This window comes from Amycolatopsis sp. NPDC114505 (assembly GCF_055633615.1).
In genome coordinates this window covers 1,029,588-1,054,447 of sequence record NZ_JBVKDV010000004.1, presented here as the reverse complement: position 1 = coordinate 1,054,447, position 24,860 = coordinate 1,029,588, and the positions used below count along the sequence as shown (strand labels likewise).

17 protein-coding genes are annotated in these 24,860 nt (G+C 71.4%); 9 read left to right on the top strand and 8 right to left on the bottom strand.

Going from position 1 to position 24,860, the window contains the following annotated elements; translation table 11 throughout:
• Nucleotides 1-18: 18 nt before the first annotated feature.
• From ACZ7OU_RS42650 to ACZ7OU_RS42640, 3 genes are all read right to left on the bottom strand, one after another.
• Nucleotides 19-453, bottom strand: coding sequence for an SgcJ/EcaC family oxidoreductase (locus ACZ7OU_RS42650; RefSeq protein ID WP_470245758.1), 435 nt, complete (start codon nt 451-453; stop codon nt 19-21).
• A 10-nt stretch (nt 454-463) separates the two neighbouring features.
• The gene (locus ACZ7OU_RS42645) at nt 464-1,633 is read right to left on the bottom strand and encodes an acyl-CoA dehydrogenase family protein (RefSeq protein WP_470259647.1); all 1,170 of its coding nucleotides are present in this window, start codon (nt 1,631-1,633) and stop codon (nt 464-466) included.
• A 151-nt stretch (nt 1,634-1,784) separates the two neighbouring features.
• Complete coding sequence (locus ACZ7OU_RS42640) at nt 1,785-3,293, bottom strand: alpha/beta hydrolase (RefSeq protein WP_470259646.1); 1,509 nt, start codon at nt 3,291-3,293, stop codon at nt 1,785-1,787.
• Nucleotides 3,294-3,485: 192 nt separating this feature from the next.
• Here ACZ7OU_RS42640 and ACZ7OU_RS42635 point away from each other — a divergent pair, with 192 nt between their 5' ends.
• The 5 genes from ACZ7OU_RS42635 (at nt 3,486) to ACZ7OU_RS42615 (ending at nt 9,261) form a co-directional block, all read left to right on the top strand.
• Complete coding sequence (locus ACZ7OU_RS42635) at nt 3,486-4,880, top strand: FAD-binding oxidoreductase (RefSeq protein WP_470259644.1); 1,395 nt, start codon at nt 3,486-3,488, stop codon at nt 4,878-4,880.
• A gap of 78 nt (nt 4,881-4,958) precedes the next feature.
• Nucleotides 4,959-5,633 carry a glutamate racemase gene (locus ACZ7OU_RS42630; protein ID WP_470245762.1) on the top strand — a complete coding sequence of 225 codons (675 nt, stop codon included), beginning with the start codon at nt 4,959-4,961 and terminating at the stop codon, nt 5,631-5,633.
• Nucleotides 5,626-6,915, top strand: coding sequence for an aminotransferase-like domain-containing protein (locus ACZ7OU_RS42625; protein ID WP_470259643.1), 1,290 nt, complete (start codon nt 5,626-5,628; stop codon nt 6,913-6,915). Before ACZ7OU_RS42630 ends, ACZ7OU_RS42625 begins: the two co-directional genes overlap by 8 nt.
• A gap of 84 nt (nt 6,916-6,999) precedes the next feature.
• Nucleotides 7,000-7,842, top strand: a complete 843-nt coding sequence (locus ACZ7OU_RS42620) for an SCO6745 family protein (RefSeq protein WP_470259642.1) — start codon at nt 7,000-7,002, stop codon at nt 7,840-7,842.
• Between the two features lie 309 nt (nt 7,843-8,151).
• Nucleotides 8,152-9,261, top strand: a complete 1,110-nt coding sequence (locus ACZ7OU_RS42615) for an acyltransferase family protein (RefSeq protein WP_470245765.1) — start codon at nt 8,152-8,154, stop codon at nt 9,259-9,261.
• Nucleotides 9,262-9,358: 97 nt separating this feature from the next.
• Here the strand turns inward: ACZ7OU_RS42615 and ACZ7OU_RS42610 are convergent, their stop codons facing one another.
• Nucleotides 9,359-10,399, bottom strand: a complete 1,041-nt coding sequence (locus tag ACZ7OU_RS42610; protein WP_470259641.1) for an NAD(P)-dependent alcohol dehydrogenase — start codon at nt 10,397-10,399, stop codon at nt 9,359-9,361.
• 240 nt (nt 10,400-10,639) lie between these two features.
• Here ACZ7OU_RS42610 and ACZ7OU_RS42605 point away from each other — a divergent pair, with 240 nt between their 5' ends.
• From ACZ7OU_RS42605 to ACZ7OU_RS42590, 4 genes are all read left to right on the top strand, one after another.
• Nucleotides 10,640-11,719, top strand: coding sequence for a DUF2855 family protein (locus ACZ7OU_RS42605; RefSeq protein WP_470245767.1), 1,080 nt, complete (start codon nt 10,640-10,642; stop codon nt 11,717-11,719).
• A gap of 180 nt (nt 11,720-11,899) precedes the next feature.
• Complete coding sequence (locus ACZ7OU_RS42600; protein ID WP_470245768.1) at nt 11,900-13,120, top strand: cytochrome P450 family protein; 1,221 nt, start codon at nt 11,900-11,902, stop codon at nt 13,118-13,120.
• 25 nt (nt 13,121-13,145) lie between these two features.
• Nucleotides 13,146-13,949, top strand: a complete 804-nt coding sequence (locus ACZ7OU_RS42595) for an alpha/beta fold hydrolase (protein ID WP_470259640.1) — start codon at nt 13,146-13,148, stop codon at nt 13,947-13,949.
• 283 nt (nt 13,950-14,232) lie between these two features.
• Nucleotides 14,233-15,678 carry an MFS transporter gene (locus tag ACZ7OU_RS42590; RefSeq protein WP_470245770.1) on the top strand — a complete coding sequence of 482 codons (1,446 nt, stop codon included), beginning with the start codon at nt 14,233-14,235 and terminating at the stop codon, nt 15,676-15,678.
• A 450-nt stretch (nt 15,679-16,128) separates the two neighbouring features.
• Here ACZ7OU_RS42590 and ACZ7OU_RS42585 read toward each other — a convergent pair whose 3' ends face one another.
• The 4 genes from ACZ7OU_RS42585 to ACZ7OU_RS42570 are packed head-to-tail and all read right to left on the bottom strand — an operon-like array spanning nt 16,129 to nt 24,858.
• The gene (locus ACZ7OU_RS42585; RefSeq protein WP_470259639.1) at nt 16,129-17,499 is read right to left on the bottom strand and encodes a condensation domain-containing protein; all 1,371 of its coding nucleotides are present in this window, start codon (nt 17,497-17,499) and stop codon (nt 16,129-16,131) included.
• Nucleotides 17,496-18,812 carry an MFS transporter gene (locus ACZ7OU_RS42580; protein ID WP_470259638.1) on the bottom strand — a complete coding sequence of 439 codons (1,317 nt, stop codon included), beginning with the start codon at nt 18,810-18,812 and terminating at the stop codon, nt 17,496-17,498. Before ACZ7OU_RS42580 ends, ACZ7OU_RS42585 begins: the two co-directional genes overlap by 4 nt.
• A gap of 38 nt (nt 18,813-18,850) precedes the next feature.
• Nucleotides 18,851-19,897, bottom strand: a complete 1,047-nt coding sequence (locus ACZ7OU_RS42575; protein ID WP_470259637.1) for an LLM class flavin-dependent oxidoreductase — start codon at nt 19,895-19,897, stop codon at nt 18,851-18,853.
• Nucleotides 19,894-24,858 carry an amino acid adenylation domain-containing protein gene (locus ACZ7OU_RS42570; RefSeq protein ID WP_470259636.1) on the bottom strand — a complete coding sequence of 1,655 codons (4,965 nt, stop codon included), beginning with the start codon at nt 24,856-24,858 and terminating at the stop codon, nt 19,894-19,896. The genes ACZ7OU_RS42575 and ACZ7OU_RS42570 overlap by 4 nt, the downstream gene beginning before the upstream one ends.
• Nucleotides 24,859-24,860: the final 2 nt, after the last annotated feature.

The following is a 24,860-nucleotide window of genomic DNA, read 5'->3' as shown; positions in this document are numbered from 1 at the left end:
CCGGGGTGGGGCGAGGGGTCAGGCCGTGCCCGGCTTCGGCAGCTGCTGCTTGGCCGGGGTGTTCTGGTAGGACGCCAGGTGCCAGGCACCGTCGCGCTTCACGACGGTCCAGGAGGCCCGGATCGACTGGGAGTCCACGACCTCGGTCTCGCCCGGGCCGAGGACGCCGCCCTGGGTGATGAGGACGCCGGAGTCCGCGGTGAAGAAGCGGATCTCGATCGGCTTCCCGGTGACCTGGGTGCCCTTGTAGTTGCCCTCGAACGACTCCTTCAGGAACGCGCGGATGTCCTCGCGGCCCTTCTTGAAGATGCCGGGCAGGATCATGGTGCCGTCTTCGGTGAAGACGTTGGCGAAGCCGTCGGCGTCGCCGTAGGCCCACGCGGCGATGACCTTCTGGGTCAGGGCCGCGATCCCGGCCTGGTCGGCCGCGGTGCCGGTTTCGGTCGTGGTCATGGAAGTCTCCCTAGATGTAGAGCGTGTTGGGCTCGAGTCCGCAGAGCACACGGCCGTAAAGCTCGGTGTTGGTGTTCGGGTGCATCAGCGCGTGGAGGTTGACCGCGGCGATGTCGCGGGCGATGCGCTGGATCGGGATGCCGTGGTAGATCGAGGAACCACCGGAGGCCGTGGCCAGGATGTCGATGGACTTCTTGGCCAGCTTGACGACCGCGCCGAGGTCCGCCCGCGCGATCGCGCGCTCCTCCAGCTTCCACGGGGTGCCGTCGGCGGTCTTCGTGTCGACCAGAGTGGACAGCCGGTGCGCGTGGAACTGCGCCTCGTCGAGCCTCATCGCCGACTCGGCCACCTGGTGGTGCGTGATCGGGGCCTCGCGCTGCGATTCGTAGGCGGTGTAAGTGATCTTGCGGTCCGGCAGCCGCTTGAGGAAGCTGTCCTGCGCCGACTTCGCCATGCCCACCAGCGTGCCGACCGACGACACCGAGGCGACCGGCAGCAGCGGCGACCGGTAGATCGAGCCCGCCGCACCGCCCTGCCCCTCCAGCACCGCGGGCAGCGGGAGCACGCGCTCGGCCGGGATGAAGACGTCCTGCGCCACCGTCGACACGCTGCCGGTGCCGCGCAGGCCCGCGGTGTCCCAGTCGTCCACGACGAGCAGGTCCGAGAGCGGGACCAGCGCCATGATCGGGTACGGCTCGCCGTCCGGCGGGACGAGGATCGCGATGATCTCCTGCCACTGCGCGTGCAGCGCCCCGCTGATGAAGCCCCACTTGCCGTTGACCACGACGCCGCCGTCGACCGGCGCGGCCATCGCGGACGGGCTGAGCGTCCCGCACACCCGGACGTCCGGGGTCGCGAACACCTCGTCCTGCACCGCTTCCGGGAAGTGGCAGGCCATCCAGGTGGGGATCCAGTACACCGAAGCCACCCAGGAGGTCGAACCGTCGGCGCGGCCGATCTCGGTGGCGACGTCGACGAGCGTGCGGGTGTCGGCTTCGAAACCGCCGTAGCGCTTCGGGCGGCGCAGCTTGAACACGCCGGCCTCGGCCAGTGCCTCGATCGACTCGTCGTGCACCCGCCGGTTCTGCTCGGACCAGTTCGCGTGCTTCTTCAGTACGGGCGCCAGTTCGGCCACGCGGCGAACCAGTTCCTCCCGCGTCGGAACATCGGTGCTCGACACCTTGACCTCCTAGATTGTCGACCGTCCCAGCTTCGCAGCGGGGCAAGGGAAACGCGTCTTCTCACTTGCCGGCGAGGCCCGCCGCGGCACGTTCGGAGGTGTGCCGCGGGACCTCGACGACCGATGGAGGACCGCTCGAGGCGCCGCGGGATCACCCGGCCGGCGGAACCGGCAGGGGAGCCGGTGCGCAGTCCACATCGGACTGCCGGCCCGGCTTGCGCGCCGGCTGCGTGCCGTCGGTCAGGTAGGCCGCGATCTTGCCGTCCACGCAAGCGTTGCCGCTCATCAGCGTGCTCGCGTGGCTCGTGCCGCCCGGCTCGGCGATCAGCGCGCTGCCCGGGAACCGGCTGCGGGCCTCGAGACTGCCCTCGAACGGCGTGGCCGCGTCGAGCGTCTCGTCGATCAGCAGCATGCTGTCCAGGCGGCGGCTGCCGACGTCCACCGGCCGGCCCGCCTTGGCCGGCCAGGACGCGCACGGCGCGTTGACCCAGGCGTTCTGCCAGGCGTAGTAGGGCGCGTCGGCGAACGCCCGCCAGGCGTCCGACCGCCACCGGTCCCAGTTCTGCGGCGACTGCGTGTCGGTGCACTCGACGGCCAGGTAGGCCGCGTAGCCGTTGTCGTTGCCGCGCCCGCCGATCTGCTCGTACCAGCTCTTCAGCGGCGCGCCGTCACCCCGGTTCACCCAGCCGGCGAAGACGTCGGCGACCGTGGTCCAGCTCGACTGGAAGTAGCTCGCCAGCTGGAAGACGTCCAGCCACTCGTCCGGGCCGATCACCCCGGCGGCCGGGTGCTTCGCCAGTTTCACCAGCTGTGCGTCGAACAGGCGCTTGACCGCGGCCTGGGTCTTGCCCAGGTGGTAAGCGTCGTCGTGGGCGGCGACCCAGCCGAACCAGGTGTTGAGGTTCCGGTCGAACCCGGCGTCCTCGGACAGGTTGAGCCGGTAGTAGACGGCCCGGACGTCCGCGGTGCTGTCCAGGACCATCCGGCGCACCCGGTCCGGGTGCAGCGTCGCGTAGACCTGACCGAGGTACGTGCCGTACGAGTAGCCGTAGAAGCTCAGCTCGCGCACGCCGAGCGCGGCCCGGATGCTCTCCAGGTCGGCCACGGCGTCGGTGGTCTTCATGTTCGCCAGCAGGTCCGGGTCGTTGCGCTCGCCGCAGGCGTCGGCGTAACCGCGGACGCGGCTGAGCCACGTCCGCTCGAGCTGCGGCGTGACCGGCACGTACCCGGGCCGGTCGAAGTCCATGTAGGTCGGATCGCAGGACAGCGAGGGCGTGCTCGGCGCGACTCCGCGCGGGGCGAAGCCGATCCAGTCGTAGGCGTCCCCGGCGTGGTCGGGGACCAGCGAGCCGAACGTGGCCATGCCCAGCCCGGACTGCCCGGGACCACCCGCGCTGGTCACCATGACGCCCTGGAAAGCGCTGTCCGGCGTCTTGTGCTTCACCCGGGACACCGCGAGCCGGATCCGCTTCCCGTCCGGCTCGCGGTGGTCCAGCGGCACCGAGAGCGTTCCGCACTGGGCGCCCGCCGTCACCAGCGCCGGGTCCTGGCACGCGCCCCACGCGATCGTTCCCGCCGGCGCCGCGGTGGCGGGCGGGGCGTTCACCGCCGAGAACGCGAGGGCCACGCCGGTGACCGTGGTGATGATCAGGCTTTTCACCTTGTCCACCTCCGTGTGTGAACCGGGACAGGTGTGGTGAGACTAGGTGGGAAACCATCCGACGCACGTCTTTGCGGTTGCCCACCGCCGTTTTCGTGGATCGAACGGGACATTCCGGAGATGTCCGTACGAACGTGGTGTTCGCGAGGAAGAGGTGGAGCCGAGCCGGGCGCGCGGGTTACCTTGCTCCCCATGGGATTCCCGATCGACGACCTGCTGGCGGCGCTGCCCGCCGGCCGTGTGCTCACCGATCCCGACGTGCTCGCCGCGCACAGCCGCGACGAAGCCGACCTGTGCGAGGCGGGCACACCGCTCGCCGTGGTGCGCCCGCGCAGCACGGCGGAGGTCGCGGCCACCGTGCGGGTGGCGGCCGCGCACCGGGTGCCGGTCGTCCCGCAGGGCGCGCGCACCGGGCTGACCGGCGCGGCCAACGCGGTCGACGGCGCCTTCGTCGTTTCGCTGACCGGGCTGAACCGGATCCTGGAGCTCGACGCGGGCGAGCGGCTCGCGGTCGTGCAACCTGGGGTGGTCAACGCGGAGCTGCGCCGCGCCGCGGCGAAGGAAGGGCTCGCCTACCCGCCGGACCCCGGTTCCTGGGAGTCCTCGACGGTCGGCGGCAACGTCGCGACCGACGCGGGCGGCATGTGCTGCGTCAAGTACGGCGTCACCGGCGAATACGTGCTCGGCCTGGAAGTCGTGCTCGCCGACGGCGAGGTCCTGCGCTGCGGCCGCCGGACCGTGAAGGGCGTCGCCGGGTACGACCTGACCGGCCTGTTCGTCGGGTCGGAGGGCACGCTCGGGATCATCACCGAGATCACCGTCCGGCTCCGCCCGGCGCCCGCGGAGACCCGGACCGTGGTCGCGGTGTACCCGGCGATGGCGGCGGCCGGGCGGGCGGTGTCCGCGATCGTCGCCGGCCACGTGCCGAGCATGCTCGAGCTGCTCGACCGCACGCACCTGCGGGCGATCGAGGCGTACCGGCCGATGGGCCTGGACACCGGGGCCGCGGCGATGCTGCTGGCCGCCACGGACACCGGCGACGGGCCCGACCTCGCCGCGATCGCCGAGTGCTGCCGGGCGGCCGGCGCGAGCGAACTCTACGTCGCCGGGGACGCGCTCGAGGCCGAAGCGCTGACGAGCGCGCGACGGCTGGCGCACCCGGCGATGGAACACCTGGCGGTGCGGGCGTTCCCCGGCGGCCGGGGCAGTCTCATCGTGGACGACGTCGCGGTGCCGAGGGCGCGGGTCGCCGACCTCGTCGCCGGCGTCGAAGAGATCTCGGCCCGCCACGGCGTCCTGGTCGGGGTCGTCGGGCACGCCGGTGACGGCAACCTGCACCCGGTCATCGTGGTGGACCGGGCCGATCAGTCCAGTGTGGACCGTGGACGGCTGGTGTTCGACGAGATCATGCGGCTGGGTCTCGAGCTGGGCGGCACCTGCACGGGGGAGCACGGCGTCGGCCTGCTCAAGCGGGACTGGCTCGCGCGGGAGATCGGCCCGGTCGGCACCAAGGTCCACCGGGCGGTGAAGGCCGCTTTCGACCCGGACGGGATCTTCAACCCGGGCAAGGTGATCGCGCTTCCCTGACCGGCACTCCGGAGGAAGGCAGCCGCCGTCCCGGCTGGAACCATGGGCGGAGTGGACGCCTGCGCGGACGGAGATGCGATGATGGTGGACGAGGGAACGCCCGCGGTGGCGGTCATCGCCGGCACGCCCTACGATTCCGGCCTCGGCGCCGAGCTGCTGAGGGCCAACGGGCTGGCGACGGTCCCGTACGCCATGGCGGGCTCCCCGGACGAGCAGGATTCGCTGCAGTACCGGGATCCCGGCGCGTTGACGGCGGCGTTCCACGCCCGCCTCCACGACCTGCACGCCCGGGGCACCGAGCTGGCGATGCTGTTCTGCAACTCGCTGTCCGCCGTGGTGTACCACGACGACGCGGCGGTGCCGGTGGTCTCACCCGTCACGGTCTACCGCGAGGTGTTCCCGGAACTGCGTTCGTCGCTCGTGATCACCGGGAACGCGCAGGCCGTCGTCGGCGTCGAGCGGGCCGCCTGGGAGGTCAGCCCCGGCCACCGGATGCTCGGGGTGTCGGATCCCGGCCTGGTGCGCGGGATCGAAGCCGGCGACCCGGAAAAGGCCTTCACCTCCTCGCACCTGCCGACGACGCTGCGCCTGGCGCAGCGCCTCGACCTCGACGCCGTCGTCCTCGCCTGCACGCACTTCACCAGTGTCCTGCCGCTGATCACGGCGGCCTGCGACCTGCCCGTCATCGACGTCGGCGTCCGGCTCGTGGAGCTGGCGACGCTGGCCGCCACCGGAGCGCAGACCCGTGGTTGAGCTGTCGCGTGCGGATCTGCACGTCTCGGTGTCCGACCCGGTCGCGACGTCGATGAACTTCCTCAACGAGATCGCCGGCCGGTACCCGGACGCGATTTCCCTGGCGGCCGGCCGTCCCTACGACGGGTTCTACTCGACCGAGGACGTGCAGCGGTACCTCGGGTCCTATGTGGACCACCTCCGCGCCGGTGGCCTGTCCGAGCCGCAGGTGCGCGGCCGGCTGCTCCAGTACGGGCGGACCAACGGCCAGCTCGGCTCGCTGATCGCCACGATGCTCGAGGTCGACGAGGGCATCGTCGTGCCGCCGGACTCGGTGATGGTCACGGCGGGCTGCCAGGAGGCCATGATCATCGCGTTGCGGGCGCTGTGCCCGGGCCCGGACGACGTCGTCCTCGTGGCGGAGCCCTGCTACGTAGGGCTTACCGGCGCGGCGCGGATCCTCGGCGTCGGCGTGGTTCCGGTGCCGGAGTCTCCCGACGGGCTCGACCCGGAGACCGTCGCCGCGGTGGCGCGCGAGGTCCGCGCCGCGGGCAAGCGCCCCCGCGCGCTCTACCTCGTGCCGAACTTCTCGAACCCGTCGGGCATCTCGCTGCCGGTGGTGACCCGCCGCCGGCTGCTCGACGTCGCGGCGGAGCAGGACCTGCTGCTGCTGGAAGACGACCCGTACGGCCTGTTCGGGCTGGACGACGAGCCGCGGCCGGCCCTGAAGTCGCTGGACACCGAGCAGCGCGTGCTCTACCTGGGATCGTTCGCGAAGTCCTGCTTCCCGGGCGCCCGCGTCGGGTTCCTCGTCGCCGACCAGACCGTGGTCGACGTCGACGGCAGGCGCACCCTGCTCGCCGACGAGATGTCGGCGGTCAAGAGCATGCTGACCGTGAACACCTCGCCGATCTCCCAGGCCGTCATCGGTGGTGTGCTGATCGAGTCGGGCTGCAGCCTGCGCGTCGCGAACCGGGACAAGGTCGCGTTCTACCGGAACAACCTGCGCACGATGCTCTCCGCGCTGGACGAGCACTTCCCTGAGGCCGGGCGGGGCGAGGGCGGGGTGCGCTGGAACGTGCCGCGTGGCGGGTTCTTCGCGGTCGTCGACGTGCCGTTCGAGGCCGACGAGAAACTGCTGCAGCTCTCGGCGGAACAGTTCGGCGTTCTCTGGACGCCCATGCGGTTCTTCTACACCGATGGCGGCACCCACTCGGTCCGGCTGTCCTGCAGCTACCTGGAGCCGGAGAAGATCGCGGAAGGCGTGCACCGCCTGGCGCGGCTGGTCGCGGCGAACGCCTGACGAAGTTCTTCCAGTGTGCCTTTTTTCCCTGTCCCGCGCGAGCGGCGAAGCGCGGTCCGGGGAATCGGAGTAATGATGGACATCATGACTAAAATCGCGCGACGCATGTTCGAGCTCCTGGAACCGATCTGCCTGGTCACCTTCTTGGCTGACGAGTGCAACGAGGAACTGGCCGCGCTCGGCCACCCCACCTACTGGGACGGCTATTTCGCCAGCCGGGCCGCGCCGCTGGGGCGGGTGCCCGCGCCGGTCGTGCACGCGGCCTTCTACAGCTTCACCGCGAAGGAAGCCGCGCGGCACATCCCGAGCGCGTGGGAGACGATCCCGCCCGAGGCGTCCGTCGCCGCGCGGGCGCGGGGCAGCGCGGCCTCCCTGCGGCGGATCCTCGGCGACGAGCTGGCCGGCTCCCCGGGCCTGGTGCGCGCCGCCGACCTGCTCACCGAGGCCGCGACGAGCGCGCCCACCGAGGGCCGCGTGATGTACGCCGGGCTGCGGAGCCTCTCGGTGCCGGCGGACCCGGTCGACCGGCTGTGGCACTCCGCGAACATGTTGCGCGAGCACCGTTGTGACGGGCACGTCGCCGCTCTCGTCGGCGCGCGCATCGGCGGCACGGAGTCCCACATCTTCGCCGCGCTGGCCCAGGGCGTCCACCCGCCGGAGTCGTACGGACGCGTCGGCCACCTGCCGAAGAAGCGGCTCGCCGCGGTCATGGCCGGCCTGCGCGAGCGCGGGCTCGTCGACGCCGACGGCCGGTTCACCGACGCCGGGCGCGAGACCCGGCAGCGCATCGAAACCCTCACCGACGAGCTCGCCGCCGCGCCGTACGAAACCCTTTCTTCCGCGGACCTCGACGAGCTGATCGCCGAGCTCGAACCCATCACCGCGAAGCTGGTCGCCGCGGGGATGCCGGTACCGGGCAGCGACTGACCGTTCCGGTGCGCCGAAACGGCGAGCCCCGTCACCCGCGCGAGCCGGGGCTTGCCGTTTTCGCGCTGCGTCACCACCCGACCGAATTCCGTTCCCCTTTCCGGTGTATCACCCGCGGCGTCGGCCCGGGCACCGTGCGTTGGCATTTCTAGAAGGCGTGGACATACGTCCGATCGTGCGAAACTCCTGAAGCTGCCCAACACGAAAGCAGGAACAGGGAGTAGGACAATGTCGCACGAAGCAATCCAATCTCGCTCGGGGCCGGCCCCGGCGCGAAATCCGAACACGCGTCTGCCGTCGCTGACCGGATTGCGTTTCATCGCCGCCGCACTGGTGTTCGCCTTTCACGCGGCCGCGCTGAACCCCTTCGCCTCGGAAAGCGCCCAGGCCGTCACGAACACGCTGCTGGGCATCGGCGGCTTCACCGGGGTGACCTTCTTCTTCGTCCTCAGCGGCTTCGTCCTGACCTGCGCCGTGCGGCCGCGGGACACCACCCCGAGGTTCTGGCGGCGGAGGTTCTTCAAGATCTACCCCAACCACCTGCTGACCTTCGTGGCGTCGATCTTCCTGCTGACGGTGATCACCGGCCAGGGCGCGAAGGTCTCGGACGGCGTGCTGAACCTGCTGCTGGTGCAGAGCTGGAGCACCAACATGGAGGTCCGGACCAGCATCAACCCGGTCGCCTGGTCGCTGTCCTGCGAGCTGCTGTTCTACGCCCTCTTCCCGTTCATCATCAAGCTGGTGAACAAGGTCCGGCCGGAGCGGCTGTGGCTCGGGACGGGCATTTCGGCTCTCTCGGTGCTGGCCCTCCCGGTCGTCGCCGGCGTACTGCCGGCCGGCCCGATCCTTCCGTTCGGCTTCAGCGACCTGCAGCTGTGGTACGTCTTCCACTGCCCGGCGGGACAGCTGCTGACGTTCGTCTTCGGCATGTTCCTGGCCAAGGTCGTGCTCGCCGGCCGCCGGCTCCCGCTGAAGCTCGGGGGAGCGGTCGCGCTCGCCGTCGGCGTCTACTTCATCACGCCGCTGTTCGGGACGCTCTTCCAGTTCGGCGCGCTGATGGCGATCCCGCTCGGCCTGCTCATCGCGGCCGCCGCGGTCGCCGACCGCGAAGGGGTGCGCACGTTCCTCGGCAGCAAGCTGATGGTCTGGCTGGGCACCATCTCGTTCGCCTTCTACCTGTGGCACTACACGGTCATCGTCGCCGGCCACCACTGGCTGGGCCAGGGCGAGAACTGGAGCACGCTGACCGCGATCGCCGTCGAGGTCCTGCTGTTCGCGGTGGCACTGGTGCTGGCGTGGGCGACGTTCAAGTTCCTCGAAGAGCCCATCATGAAGCGGTTCGCCTCGCCGCGCCGCAAGCTCGAGCCGGCCACGGTGACGGCCGTCCCGACGGGCGACCAGGCCGACCGCGCCGCCTGACCGGCTGATCCCGGCACGAGAAAGGGCCCCCGGGTCCGATGTGGATCGCGACATCCGCACCGGACCCGGGGGCCCTCGTGTTCTCCGGGAACCGGTCTCAGGAAAGGGAACCGGTGTCGATGACGAAGCGGTACCGGACGTCCGAGGCGAGGACGCGCTCGTAGGCGTCGTTGATCCCGTCGGGCGTGATGACCTCGACGTCGGCGGTGATGTCGTGGGCGGCGCAGAAGTCGAGCATCTCCTGCGTCTCGGCGACACCGCCGAACAGCGAGCCGGCGAGGGTCTTCTGCCCCATGACGAGCGAGAAAGCGGGCAGCACAAGGGGTTCGGCGGGGAGCCCGACGTTGACCAGGGTCCCACCGGGAGCCAGCAGGGACAGCAGGGTGGGGACGTCCGGGGGCGCGGTCACGGTGCTGATCAGGAGGTCGAACCGGCCGGTGAGCCCGGCGAGGGCGCCGGCGTCGCCGGTCGCGTGGAACTCGGCCGCGCCGAGCCGCAGGCCGTCCTCGAGCTTCTTCAGGGTCTGGGACAGCACGGTGACCTCGGCGCCCATCGCGACGGCGAGCTTGACGCCGACGTGGCCGAGGCCGCCCAGCCCGAGGATGGCGACCTTCTTGCCGGGGCCGGCGCCGTAGCGGCGCAGCGGCGAGTACATGGTGACACCGGCGCACAGCAGCGGCGCGGCCCCGGCCGGGTCGAGTCCCTCCGGGACGCGCAGGACGAAGTTCTGGCCGACCACGATCTTCCCGGAGTAGCCGCCCTGGGTGACCGTGCCGTCGGCGTCGGTGCCGGCGTAGGTGCCGACCATGCCCGCGCAGTCCTGCTCCTGGCCGGCCGCGCAGCTCGCGCAGTCCCCGCAGGAGCGGACCATGCAGCCGACGCCGACCCGGTCTCCCGGCGAGAACCGCGACACCTCGGCGCCGACGGCGGTGACGGTCCCGACGATCTCGTGGCCGGGCACCAGCGGGTACGGCTGCGGCCCCCACTCGCCGCGCACGTGGTGGATGTCGGTGTGGCAGATCCCGCAGAACGCCACGTCGATCAGCACGTCCTGCGGCCCGACCGCGCGCCGGGTGATCGACGCCGCCCCGAGCGGGGCGCCCTCGGCCGGTGCGGCAAAAGCGTCAGTGGTGAACAAGGCTCAGCACTCTCCTCACGGGGCTCGTGAAACCAGCGGTACCACCGAGTCAACCAGCGCCGCCCCCGCGGCCACGTATCCCACATTGCCCAACCGGCAACGGGATCCGCACCGGCCCCGGGACAGCCGCAACGAGGAAGTTGCCGCGGTGCCGGGCCGCCGCGAAGCTGCTCAGGTCCACCCCCTTCGCGCGGATCCGACAGCCGGCGAAGGTCGAACTACCACCGTGAAGGGGGCGCAGTGCCCACGCGAGAACAATGGGAAGTGCTGGTCCGGCGGGACGACATCGCCGCGAGCGAGATCCGGGTCCCGGATCTGGCCGACCTGCGGCCCGGTGAGGTCCGGCTCGAGGTCGAGAAGTTCGGGCTCACCGCCAACAACGTCAGCTACGCGAAGTTCGGCGCCGGGAACATGATCGCGTTCTGGAACGCCTTCCCCGCGTCGCCGGAGTTCGGCCGGGTGCCGGTATGGGCCTTCGTGCGCGTCACGGAGTCCCGCCACGACGGCGTCGCGGTCGGCAGCCGCTACTTCGGCTACGTGCCGATGGCGAGCCACCACACCGTGCAGGCGGAGGTGACGCCGAAGGGGCTCCTGGACACCTCGCCGGAGCGGAGCTTCCTGCACCCGTGGTACCTGACCTTCCAGAGCGTCGGCGAGCCGGACGAGCTGGACGACTACCGCGCCCTGATGCGCCCGGTGTTCCCGGCTTCCTTCACCCTCGCCGACCTCGTCGAACGACAGGCCGCCCAGGGCGCGAAGTCGCTGATCGTCACCAGCGCGTCCGCCAAGACGGCGATCGGCCTGGTCGACGAGCTGCGGGCGCGGCAGGTCGACATCGCGACCGTCGGCATCACGTCCGCGGGCAAGAAGGAGTTCGTCGAAAACCTCGGCGTCTACGGCGAAGTCGCCACCTACGACGCCTTCGAGTCGGCCACCGTGACGGCGCCGGCCGTCCTCGTCGACTTCACCGGCTCGGCCAAGGTGCTCCACGCGGTGTACCAGCAGTTCGCGCCGTCGCTGACCCAGGGCGTCCTCATCGGGTTCAACCACCCGGACCCGGGCGAGCAGGCGCCGGCCGGGCTGGCCGACCCGCAGCCGGAGCTCTTCTTCACGCCGATGGTCGAAGACGCGACGATCGGCCAAGAGGGCGCGGACGCCTACCAGGCCCGCTACCTCGAGGCGGAGACCCGCTACCTGCGGAACATGGCGTCCTGGCTCACCATCCGGCACGGGCAGGGGCCCGCCGCCGTGGCCGAGGCGTTCCGCGGCCTCGCGGACGGCACCCAGGCACCGGACGAGGGCCGCGTCCTCACGCCGTGACCCGACCGGAAACCGGCGGCGCCCGCACCATGGGCGTCGCCGGTTTTCCGTTGCGGCGCAGCGGGTCCGGGCAACTTCGCGGGTGCGCTGATTCGGAGCAGCATGCGAGACGCCCGCGGCCTGCGCGGCGCGGATGATGAAAGGGCTTTTTCCGGTGTCGCCGGCAGTGTGGAGTAAGAAATGGACAAGTGCCCGTACGTCCTGGACCGGAGTGGCAGTGACCTCCACCAGGAGAACAAGAACCTGCGTGCCCTCGGCCCGGTCACCCAGGTGGAGCTGCACGGCGGATACACCGCGTGGTCCGTGACCGGCTACGAAGAGGCGAGGCAGCTGCTCGTCGACCCCCGGATCGCGAAGAACACCAAGGACAACTGGCCCGAGTACCAGGCGGGCCGGGTGCCGCAGGACTGGGAGCTCTTCACCTGGGTCGCCATGGACAACATGCAGACCAGGGACGGCGCCGAGCACGACCGCTTGCGCAAGCTCGTCGCGCGGGCGTTCACCAGCCGGCAGGTGGCGAAGTCCCGGCCGATCATCGAGGGCATCGTGAACCGGCTCCTCGACGACCTCGCGGCCGTGCCCGCCGACGAGGTGGTGGACATCAAGGGGCAGTTCTTCTACCCGCTGTCGACGATCCTCGTCTGCGACCTGCTGGGCATCCGCGAAGAGGACCAGGCGGCCATGCTGCGGGGCGCCCAGGTGAACGCGAAGACCGACAACACCGGCGAGGAGTCCGAGGCCAACCTCCACCAGTGGCACGAGGCACTGGGCCGGCTGGTCGAGACCAAGCGCCGCGAGCCGGGCGACGACCTCACCACCATCATCATCAAGGCGACGGAAGACGACGAGGCGCCCCTCACCGACGAAGAGGTCGTCGGCTCGGTGCACCTGCTCATCGGCGGTGGCACCGAAACCACGGCCAACGTCCTGTCCCACACGCTGGTCGACCTGCTCACGCACCCGGACCAGCTCGCCGCGATCCTTTCCGGGGAAGCGACCTGGGAAGCGGCGTGGGACGAGGAGGTCCGCAAGGACGGCGCCGTCGGCTCGATGCCGTTCCGCTGCGCGCTCGAAGACATCGAGATCGGCGGGGTGACCATCGCCAAGGGCGACCTGGTGCTCATCAACTACCTCGCGGCCGGTCGCGACCCCGCGAAGTACGGCGACACCGCGGACGAGTTCGACATCACCCGCGAGGACAAGAGCAGCCTCGGCTTCGGCTACGGCCGGCACCGCTGCCTCGGCCCGGCACTGGCCACCATGGAGGCGCTGGTCGCGCTGCCGGCCCTGTTCGAGCGGTTCCCCGACCTCAAGCTGGCCGTTCCCGCGGCCGAGCTGAAGCCCGCGGCGACGTTCATCTTCAACGGGCCCGCCGAAGTCCCGCTGTTGCTGAAGGGCTGAAGCGCCCGAGGGGAAGGAAACTGCGATGCAGGCCGTCGTTGGTACCAAACCACTTTGCAGCCGGCTCACCGACGGGGACGGAGCGGCCATCCTGGTCGCCGACTTCCAGCCGCTCACCGCGGCGCCCCGGCTCAGCAAGCTCGTCGCCGAAGCGGCCGCGGGACACCCGGTCCACCAGGTCGATCCGCGCGGCGCGCTGTCCGGCGACCGGCTCTACGCCGAGCTGCCGGAGCTGGCGGCCGAGGCCGCGGACACCTTCCGGGCCGGCGAACCCGCCGCGGCCGCCGGCCGGCCGGTGTTCGTCGTGGGCCACTGCAGCGCCGCCGCACTGGCGCTGCAGATCGCCGACCGGCTGGCCGGGCCGCGGGAGGTCACCGCGGTCCTGGTGCAGCCGACGTGGCCCGGCACGGACCACGTCACCGAACGGTTCGCCGAGTTCCAGGGCAAGCTGGGCCTGGGCAGCCACCCCTGTCCCGACCTGGACGGCGATGCGTGGTCGTGCATCACCGGGATGGAACAGCTCATGGTCGAGGGGCTGGCGTCGCTGGCGAAGCGGCTCGGCCTCAGCAAGGCGCCGGTGGCGTTCTCCGAGCTGCAGGTGTCGTACCGGACCTGGCTGGCGTTCCTGCTGGCCTGCCGCAATGACCAGCCGGTGAAGGTGCCGTCCGACGCGGTCGCGATCTCGGTGCTGTCCGGCGATCCCGGCTTCGTCGTGCCCGGCACCGCCGCGGACCGGTGCCGGGTCACCCCGCCGCCGCCCGCGGAACGCCCCGACGCCGTGACGCCGGAGCTGGCCAAGCACGTGCTCGACGTGATCAACGCTCACTGACGGTACCGGTCACAGAGGCGCTTCTCCTCCGGACGGAGACGGGAAGCGCCTCTGTGGTCTGTCGGCGGCAGGCGATCGCCGCTGGTCAGCGGAGCATCCTGGAAGGTGCGCCGCCCGGGGTCAGTGGGCCACCATTCGGTTGCGGACAGCAACTGCCTGGACACTACTGACTTTCCGGAAGTTTCTCGAAGGGCGATGTCGGATCGGGGCAGGGGCGTTCGTAGTAGGTGCAAGAGGCCGCCCAGAGGGGGCGTCCCCCGACGAAGCCGAGAAGGACGTTTTCATGACTACCTCGACGGAGACGGGCGCGGTCACCACAAGCCGCTCCAGCCGCCTGATGTGGGCGATCCTGGCGCTGGTGTTGCTTGCCGACGCGCTCGACGTGATCGACGGAACGATCACGAACATCGCCGCTCCCACGATCGCCGGCGACCTCGGCGGTGGCGAGATCCTGGTCAAGTGGGTGGGGCCGGCGTACATGCTCGCCATGGGCGTGCTGCTCGTGGTCGGCGGACGGCTGGGCGACAAGTTCGGCCAGCGCAAGATGTTCCTGGTCGGCCTGGCCGGGTTCACCCTCGCCTCGGCGGTCGCCGGGTTCTCCCCGGACCCGACGCTGCTCATCATCGCCCGGGTCGTCCAGGGTGCCTTCGGGGCGCTGCTCATCCCGCAGGGCATGGCGATCATGACGAAGGCGTTCGACAAGGAGTTCCTCGGCAAGGCGTTCAGCCTGTTCGCCCCGGTGCTCGGTCTGTCCAGTGTGGCCGGTCCGGTCCTGGCCGGGTTCATCATCAGCGCCGACTGGTTCGGCCTGTCCTGGCGCCCGATCTTCCTGATCAACCTCGTCCTCGGCGTCATCGGGCTGATCGCGGCCGTCAAGATCCTGCCGCGTGACGAGGACGCCGACCGCTCGGCCGTCGTCGACGGCGTGGCGTCCGGCCTGCTCGCGGTGACCATGCTCGGGCTGCTGTACGGCCTGATCGAGGGTTCGACCAACGGCTGGGGCGTCGTCCCGATCGTCTCGCTGGTCGTCGGTCTGCTGTTCTTCGCCGCCTTCGCCCGCCGTCAGCGCACCGCGGACCAGCCGCTCATCATGCCTTCGCTGCTGAAGAACCGCGGTTTCACGTCCGGCTTGATCGTGTGCCTGGTGGCGGTCGCCGCCGGCAGCGGCCTGCTCTTCGTGCTGTCCCTGTTCCTGCAGGAGGGTCTGCACGTCAGCGCGCGGTACACCTCGCTCGCCCTGATCCCGCTCACCGCGGGCCTCTTCTGCGCCGGGTTCGCCACCATGATGTTCGGCCTGGTCGGCAAGTTCGGCCGCCGGCTCGTCTTCATCGGCCTCGCGATCGACATCGTCGGCTGCGGGTGGGTCCTGGCCCTCGTCGAGGGCTACGGCACGGACATCAGCCTCTGGGCCCTGGCCCCGGCGTTCCTGGTCATCGGCGTCGGCATCGGCCTCAGCTTCGCGACGATCCCGGTGGTCGCCCTGGGCGACGCGAAGCCCGAGGAAGCGGGCAGCGCGAGCGGCTCGTTCAGCTCGATCCAGCAGCTCGCTTCGGCGATCGGCTCGGCCGCGGTGACGTCGGTCTTCTTCCAGGCCGCGGTGCCGGGCATGGCCCACGCGATGGAGGTCACGCTGATCGTGGTGCTGGGGCTGACGGTCCTCAGCCTCCCGGTCGTCGCCCTGATGCCCCGCAAGGTGTCCATGGCGGGTCCCCCGCCGGGTGACGAGTGACCGGCAGGTAGGTAGTAGCTGGCGAACGGCCGGCCGGGGTGGGAGACCACCTCGGCCGGCCGTTTTCTGTTGTCCGGGTTCGGCTGCTGGTGGCGGTCTGTCGGGTGGGTGGGGAACCCTGGTGAGGCAACGTGGTTCGCACTTGCCAGGCCGTGCTTGGGCGCCCCGCGGTTCGTTCGCCGGAGTCGCGGAGGGAAGAGTGGGTCGGGCCGGAGACTCCCTTGCTGCCGGAAGGAGCCGGTCCGGAGACGACTCCGCAGCCTGTCGAGTGAGCCGGAAACCCGGGTGAAGCAACGGGTTCGCGCTCGAGCGCCCGCGGTTCGTTCGCCGGAGCCGCGGAGGCAAAAGCGCCGGGGCGCGGAGACTTCCCTACGGCCGAACGGAACCACGCCGGAAACGACTTTGCCGGACCCCGCGCACGGGGTCCGGCAAAGTCGTTCGTACCGAATCTCAGCTGGCCAACGGTGCATCCGGGGACTTGAGCGATGCCTGCAGCAGCTCCCGGTATTCCTCGACCATCGTCACAATCGTCGACTGGTCGAAGTCGAGGCTGTTGAACTTCACCAGGCCCACCACGTCCCCCGCCGGGTCGAGGTCGAGGTCCCAGAGGTTGCCGTCCGGGATCTCGCCCGTGTCGACCGACGAGATCAAGCGGCGGCGCAAGGCCGTGTACTTCAGGTCGCCGATGCCGTCCGCGCCCGGTTGGGGTGGGGACTGGGAAATCTGGAACCCGGTGACGACGCTGTCCACGTTCGCGGTCGGCCCGCGCATCAGCTCCGGTTCGGACTGGGCGATGATCTCGGTGAACGGCCGCTCGTACGAGTACGCCTCGAGCAACGCCGCCCGCGTGCGGTGCACCAGGGTGGCGAAGTTCGCGCAGCCGGCCAGGTCCGTGCGGATCGGCAGGAAGTTGAACAGCGCCCCCACCGTGTGGTCGTAGCCCGGCTCGGTGCGCCCCGACGTGATGATCGGCGAAACGATGTCGGACTCGCCGGTCCGGCGGTGCAGGAACAGCGTGAAACACGCGTACAGCACCATGAACGACGAGCTGTGCAGAGACTTGGCCAGCGCCGCGGTGGCGTCGGCGAGCTCCCGGTCGAGCAGGAACCGGTACACCGAATAGACCGGCGGGACCTCCAGCCGCCGGGGGCGGTCGGTGGGGAGGGTGAGGATGTGCCCGCCCGCCAGCTTCGTCTGCCAGTACGCGCGCGCGGTCGCCGCGCGCTCGGTGGTGCCGGCCTCCTGCTGGAGGACCGCGTAGTCGCCGTACTGGCGCATGGCGGGCAGCTCCGGCGCCGGCAGCCCGCGACGGTTCGCGTAGCAGATCGCGAAGTCGCGCATGAGCACGTGCATCGACCAGCCGTCGCTGACCAGGTGGTTGGCGACCAGCACCAGCACCGCGTCTTCGTCGTCGAACCGGCCGAGGGTGGCTTTCAGCAACGGCGTTTCCGTGGCCGCGAGCCTGCCGGTCCGGTCGGCCTCGTTGAGGAACTCGTGCGCCAGGCGCTCGCGCTCGCCTTCCCCCGTGGCCGACGGGAGATCGGCGACCGTGAGGGACACCGGGCTCGGCGGGAAGACCCGGGCGTGGGGCGCGTCGGGGTCCCTGATGATGGACGTGCGGAGCACCTCGTGCCGCGCGACGACGTCGTTCAGCGCGAGCTGCACGATCGCCAGGTCCAGCTGCCCGTGGACGCGCCAGCCGGCCGTGACGATCATCCTCGGCCCGAACACGCCGACGTCGTCGCCGCGGTCGAAGGCGTACAGGAACTCCTCGTTGGCCGAAAGCGGACGGTCGCCGCCGGCTTGCTGTTCGATGGTCATTTGCTGTCATCCATTCCGGCCGTCGCCATGATGCCGTCCGCCTCGCCGGGCTCGGCCGGCGTCTCGTCCGCGATCGCCGCGGCCCCGCGCGTGCGCTCTCCCCAGGCCGCCATGGCGGGGGAGACGAGCCCGAGCACCAGGAAGAACACGCCGAGCCCGAGCCACCCGGCGAAGCCCTGGTCGGCCACGATCCCCAGCAGCACCAGCGGTGCCACCGTGAAGCTCAGCGTGGTGATCGTCTGCAGGAACCCGTCGTACTGCCCCTGGGCGTGCGCCGGCGGCAGCTGGAACTCGAAGACGAACCGGCCGGAGACCAGCCAGATCTGGGCGATGGCGACCAGGACGACACCGCCGATGAGCAGGATCGTCGCCACCGCCGCGGTGTTCCCCGGCATCAGCGCCATGAGCACGAACCCGAGGATCAGCGTCACGCCGCCCCGGCGCAGCGCCCAGCCCCCTTGCCGCATGGTCTTGATGTTCCGGCTCAGGCGCATCTGGAGCAGGATCGCGATCGAGGTGTTGAGCACGTAGACGAGAGCGACGGTCCAGCCCGGTGCCGCGGTGTGCGCCACGATCCACACCGGGAGCAGCAGGGCGTCCACGAGACCCGACATCGACAGGGCCCCGGCGACCAGCACGTAGGCGATGAACGGCTTGTCCCGGAACACGATGTAGCGGGCGTTCTTGACCTTCTCGGTGCTTTCGGGCTTCGGCAGCGGCTTGTAGTCGGGGATCTTGAGCGTGATGAAGACGTCCACCAGGTACGCGGCCGCGCAGAACAGGAACATGCCGTAGTAGGCCGCGGGCGTGCCGATCGAAATGCCGACGCCGGCGATGAGCGCGCCGACCGTGAGGCCGACGTTGCCGAGCGACTGCACCTGGCTGCGGAAGGTGACCGTGTCTTCGCCGCCGACCCGGCGCAGCAGCGCGCCCTCGGAAGCCATGTAGGTGAACGCGAAGATGTTCATGCACAGGAGGAGGATCAGGAACGACCAGAATCCCCGGATGAACACGTAGCAGCCCATCCCGGTGAGCTGCCCGGCGAGCCCGAACAGCACCACCCGGCGCGGCCCCAGGCGATCGGCGAGATCACCGGCGAACGTGCTGAGCGGAAGGCCGAGCAACCCGCCGATCGCGATCGCGAGCCCGGTGCGCGAGGTCGAAATCCCGACGATCTGGGTGCAGTAGAGCACGTAGATCGGCAGGAAGACGCCGTTGGCCATCATGCCGAGGCCGTAGCCCAGGACGTAGGCGCGCTGGGGTCCTCGCGGGGGGACGTGCGACCTCGCGTACGCGACCGGACTGAGCTTCATCGTGAACTCGCTTTCTGTGGCTCGCGAACTTCCGTGGATCAGGCGACCCGTGGTGCCGACCCCGCGCCGTCCGCGGCCGCGACGGCGCGCTCGATCGCGATCCGGGCGTTCCACAGGTCTTCCGGCTCTCGGGGGATGTCGAGGACGAACGTGCGGATGCCGCCGTTGAGGTAGGTCGTCAACGCCCGCGCCACCTCGTCGTGGTTCCCGACCAGGTAGGGGCAGAACGTGTGGTGGTAGCGGAAGGGGACCAGCCAGTAGGCCTGTCCCGCCGCTTCGTCGGGAATGGGCACGGCGGCGAGCTGCGGCTGCCAGGACGACACCGCGGCGGAGAGGAGCAGGTTCATCCGCTCCTTGCCGTCCGCGTCGGCCGGGAACCGCTCGTGCGCGATCCGCCACGCCTCGGCCGAGTCGTCGCGCGCGATGATGCCCACGCTGATGCCCCGGCCGAACTTGCTCTTCCGGACGTCCGGGGCGACGTGCTCGTCCGGCAGCAACGGGAACGACAGCTGGGTGAGGCCCAGCGCCTCGCTCGCCTGCAGGCAGGCCGGCGACGAGCCGGAGATGTACGCCGTCGGGAGCAGGTCGTGGGGCACCGGAGCGGTGAGCCGCGCCCGCTTGAAGTCGTAGTACCGGCCGGTGAAGTTGACCACGCCGCCGGTGAGCAGCTTCTTGACGATCGTCGCGTACTCGGTGAGCCGGTCGTACCGTTCGTCGTGCGACGCGGTGTCGCCCTGGACGGTGAGATCGCGGCTGAACCCGCCGCTGACGAAGTTGATGTCGATCCGCCTGCCGTACAGGTGGGCCAGGGACGACACCGACCGCGCCAGTGCGAACGGGCTCAGGTCGATCGGCTGGATGGCGACGAGCGGCACGAAGCTCTCGGTGTTCGCGATCGCCGCCTGGGCCGACATCAGGGAGTCGGCCGAGGTGTTGTCGCTGTAGATCAGCGCGCCGCGGTAGCCGGCTTCCTCGGCCCACCCGGCGACATCGAGGAGCGTGCGCAGGTGGTCCTGCACATCGCGCCTGATGCTGGAACGCGCGGTCCAGTAGACGGTGACGCCGCCGGCGGCCAGGTCCATCATCGTTCTTCGCTCCTCTGGGTGACGCCGCGGACGGACGGATCGGCCAGGAAGTCCCGGAGATTGATCGTGATGTCGAACTGCTCTTCCAGGCGGGCGACGAGGACGGCGGCGAGCAGCGAGTGCCCGCCGAGGTCGAAGAAGCTGTCCTCGACCCCGACCCGCTCCACGCCGAGCACTTCGGCGAACAGCTCGCACAGGCTCTGCTCCAGTGGCGTGGCCGCCGCCGGCCCGGCACCGGTGGTGAACGTCGGCGCGGGCAGGGCCTTCCGGTCGAGCTTCCCGTTGAGCGACAACGGAAGCGCGTCGAGCACCACCACCGCGTTGGGCACCATGTGCCCGGGCAGGACCCGCGCGGCCGCGGCCCGCAGCTCCGCCGGGTCGGGCGCGAACCCGGCCTCGGGCTGCACGTAGCCCACCAGCCGCCGGTCGCCCGGCCGGTCCTCCCGGACCACGACGACCGCCTGGTCGACACCGGGCTGCCCGGCCAGCACGGCCTCGATCTCGCCCGGCTCGATGCGGAACCCGCGGACCTTGACCTGCTGGTCGGCCCGGCCGAGGTACTCCAGTTCGCCGTCTTCGCGCCAGCGCACGAGGTCGCCGGTCCGGTACATCCGTTCGCCGGACGCGAAGGGGCAGGCCACGAACCGCTGCGCGGTCAGCCCGGCCTGGTTCAGGTAGCCCCGGGCCAGGCCCGGGCCGGCCAGGTAGAGCTCGCCCGCGACGCCCGGCGGTACCGGCGACAGCCTGCCGTCCAGCACGTACGTCCGCACGTTCCAGTTCGGCCCGCCGATCGGCGGGGTGCCGCGCCCGGACAGCGGCCCGCCGATCGTCGCGCACACCGTCGCTTCGGTCGGACCGTAGCCGTTGAACAGCCGCCGGCCGGCCGACCACTCGGCGACGACCTCGCCCGGCAGGGCCTCGCCGCCGACGACCAGGCACTCCAGCCCGGGCACGCTCGCGGGGTCCGCGCCGGCCAGTGCGGCCGGCGCCACCACCGCGTGGCTGACCCGGAGCTCGCGCAGCGTGCCGGCCAGCGCGTCGCCGGACAGCTGCCCCGGCGGGGGCAGGACGAGGGCCGCCCCGGACGTCAACGCCGACAGCAGCTCCAGCTGGGCCATGTCGAAGCTCAGCGAAAGCAGCTGCGCCACCCGGGACTCCGGGGTCAGAGCCAGGGTCGCGACCGCGAACGCGGCCAGGTTGGCCACGCCCTGGTGACTGACCACCACGCCCTTGGGCCGCCCGGTCGACCCGGACGTGTAGATCACCCAGGCCGGGTGCCCGGCCCGCAGCGGCTCGAGCCGCTCTTCGTCGGTGACCGTGCCGCCGGGCAGGTCCGCCACCACCGCGGCCACCGCCGGGTCGTCGACGAAGACCACCCGGTTCCCGCCGGGCAGCTCGGCCCCGGCCTGCCGGTTGGTGAGCAGGACGATCGGGTCGGCGTCCTCGAGCATGTACGCGATCCGGTCGGCCGGGTAGCCCGGGTCGATCGGCAGGTAGGCCGCGCCGGCCTTGGAGACGGCGAGCACCGCGGCCACCATCTCCGGCGACCGCGGCAGCGCCACCGCCACCCGCCGCTCGGGCCCGACGCCCAGCCCGACGAGGTACCGCGCCAGCCGGGTCGACCGAGCGTCCAGCTCCGCGTACGACCACGTGACGTCCCCGGCCGCGACCGCGACGGCGTCCGGCGTGCGCGCGGCCTGCGCCGAGACCAGCTCCGGCAGCACCGTCGCCGGGATGTCCCGCGCCGTGTCGTTCCACTTCGAGACGACCAGCTCGCGCTCGGCCGCCGTCAGCAGGTCGACGTCGGCGACCCGCAGCCCGGGGTTCGCGGCGACCTGGCCCAGCAGCGCGACCAGCCGGCCGGCCAGCGCCCGCACGGTGCCGCGGTCGAACAGGTCCGCGGCGTACTCGAGCGAGACGCCGATCCCGCCCGGCGTGCCGTCCGGCTCGTGCCGCGACTTGAACGTCAGCGTCAGGTCGAACTTGGCCGAGCTCCCGGCCAGGGCGAGGTCCTGCGCCGTCAGGCCCGGGACATTCCACTCGCGGTCGGTGTCCTCATCGGACGCCAGCATCACCTGGAACAGCGGGTGGTGCGAGGCCGAGCGGGCCGGGTTCAGCACTTCCACCAGACGCTCGAACGGGACGTCCTGGTGCGCGTAGGCGGCGAGGTCGCCGTCGCGGACCCGGCGGAGCAGCTCCGCGAAGCTCGGGTCGCCCGACAGGTCCGTGCGCAGCACCAGCGTGTTGACGAAGAACCCGATCAGCCGCTGGAGGCTCTCGTCCCCGCCGCGGCCGGCCACCGGCACGCCGATCGGGATGTCGGTGCCGGCCCCGGACCGGGACAGCAGCACCGAGAGCCCGGCCTGCAGCACCATGAACACCGTCACCTGGTGCTCGCGCGCCAGCTCGACCAGCGCGCGGTGCAGGTCCGCGTCCACGCCGAAGTCGACGTGCCCGCCGCGGAAGGTGGGGTGCGCCGGGCGGGACCGGTCGAACGGCAGGTCCAGCTGCTCGGGCAGGGCGTCCAAAGTGGACTTCCAGTACGCCAGCTGCTCGGCCAGCACGCTGTCGCCCTCTTCGTCCCCGCCCAGCAGGCCACGCTGCCAGAGCGTGTAGTCCGCGTACTGCACCGGCAGGTCCGTCCACTCGGGAGCGTCGCCGGTCAGCCGCGCCTGGTACGCCTCGCCCAGTTCCCGCAGCAGCACGCCCAGCGACCAGCCGTCGCTGGCGATGTGGTGCGTCAGCAGCACCAGCACGCTCTCGTCGGCGCCCAGCTCGAACAGCGACGCGCGCACCGGCAGCTCACGGGACAGGTCGAACGCGTACCGGCCCGCTTCCGCGGTCAGCTCGGGCAGGTCGGCTTCCGCGGCTCGCACCACGGTGACCGGTGGCGCCGCCTGCGCGGCCGGCACCACCCGCTGGTACGGCTGCCCGTCCGCGACCGGGAACACCGTCCGCAGCGCCTCGTGCCGCGCGACCACGTCCCCCAGCGCCGCGGTCAGCGCGCCCGCGTCCACCGGCCCGCGCAGCCGCCACGCGAACGGCACGTTGTAGGTCGTGCTCGCCCCCTCCAGCTGCGCCAGGAACCACAGCCGCTGCTGCGCGAACGACAGCGGCAGCCGCTCGGGGCGGTCGGCGGGCTCCAGCGCCGGCCACGCCTCCCCGGCCTCGTCCAGCGACTTCGCCAGCAGCTGGACCGTCGGGTGGTCGAAGACCGTCCGGATCTCCAGCTCCACGCCCAGCACCGACCGCACGCGGCTGATCAGCTGGGCCACCAGGAGCGAGTGGCCGCCGAGGTCGAAGAAGCTGTCGTCCACCCCGACCCGGTCCACGCCCAGGATGCCGGCGAACAGCTCGCACAGGAGCTCTTCGGCCGGAGTGGACGGCTCCCGCCCGGTCCCGGCGGCGTACTTCGGTGCCGGCAGGGCCTTGCGGTCCAGCTTCCCGTTGACCGTCAACGGAAGCGCGTCCAGGACGACCACCGCGGCGGGCACCATGTAGACGGGCAGGGCGGCGGCCGCGGCGGCCCGGATCGCGACCGGGTCCACCCGGCTCCCCGGCGTCGGCACGACGTAGCCCGCCAGCCGCCGGTCGCCCGGCCGGTCCTCCCTGGCGATCACGACGGCCTGGGCCACTCCGGGCTGCGCGGCCAGCACGGCCTCGATCTCGCCCGGCTCGATCCGGAACCCGCGGACCTGGACCTGCTGGTCCACCCGGCCCAGGTACTCCAGCTGGCCGTCTTCCCGCCACTGCGCCAGGTCGCCGGTCCGGTACATCCGTTCCCCGGACCCGAAGGGGCAGGCGACGAACCGCTGCGCGGTCAGCGCGGCCTGGTTCAGGTACCCGCGCGCCAGCCCCGGACCGGCCAGGTACAGCTCGCCCGGCACGCCCGGCGCCACCGCTTCGAGGCGCTCGTTCAGCACGTACACCCGGGCGTTCCAGATCGGCTTCCCGATCGGCGGAGCGTCCGAACCGGACAGCGGCCCGCTCATCGTCACGGCCACGGTCGCCTCGGTCGGGCCGTAGGCGTTGAGCATCCGCCGGCCCGGCGACCACTCGGCGACGACCTCGCCGGGGCACGCTTCGCCGCCGACGAGCATGCACTCGAACAGGGGGAGCTGGTCCGGGGACGCCCCGGCCAGGGACGCCGGCCCGATCAGGGCGTGGCTGACCCGCAGCTCGTGCAGCGCCTCGGCCAGCACTTCGCCGGCCAGCTGCCGCGGTTCGGGCAGCACCAGCGCCGCGCCGGCGGGCAGCGACATCACCAGTTCCATGACGGCCGCGTCGAAGCTGAGCGACGCCACCTGCCCCACCCGCGACTCCGGCCCGATCCCGCAGGCCGAGATCAGGTACGCGGAGAGGCTCGCCAGGCCGCGGTGGGTGACCACCACGCCCTTGGGGCGCCCGGTGGACCCGGACGTGTAGATCAGGTAGGCCGGGTGCGCGGCCCGCAGCGGCCGGAGCCGGTCCCGGTCGGTGACGACGGCGGCGCTCCGCCCGGCCGCCGCCGCGACGACCTCGTCGTCGTCGAGGTCGAGCACGGCCACGCCGGCCGTCTCGGGCAGCCGCGCCGAGGTCGCCCGGTCGGTGATCACCAGGCCCGGGGCGGCGTCGTCGAGCATGAACCCGATCCGGTCCGCCGGGTAGCCCGGGTCGATCGGCAGGTAGGCGGCACCGGCCTTGGCCACCGCCAGCACCGCCGCCACCATCCCGAGCGACCGCGGCAGTGCCACCGCGACCAGGCCCTCCGGCCCGATGCCGAGCTCCACGAGGTACCGCGCGAGCCGGCTCGACCGCGCGTCCAGCTCCGCGTACGACCACGAGACACCGGCGCACTCCACCGCGACCGCGTCCGGCGTCCGCAGCACCTGCGCCGAGAACAGCTCCGGCAAGACCGTCACGGGCACGTCCCGCGCGGAGTCGTTCCAGCCCGGGTCACCCAGCTGCCGCTGGAGATACATCC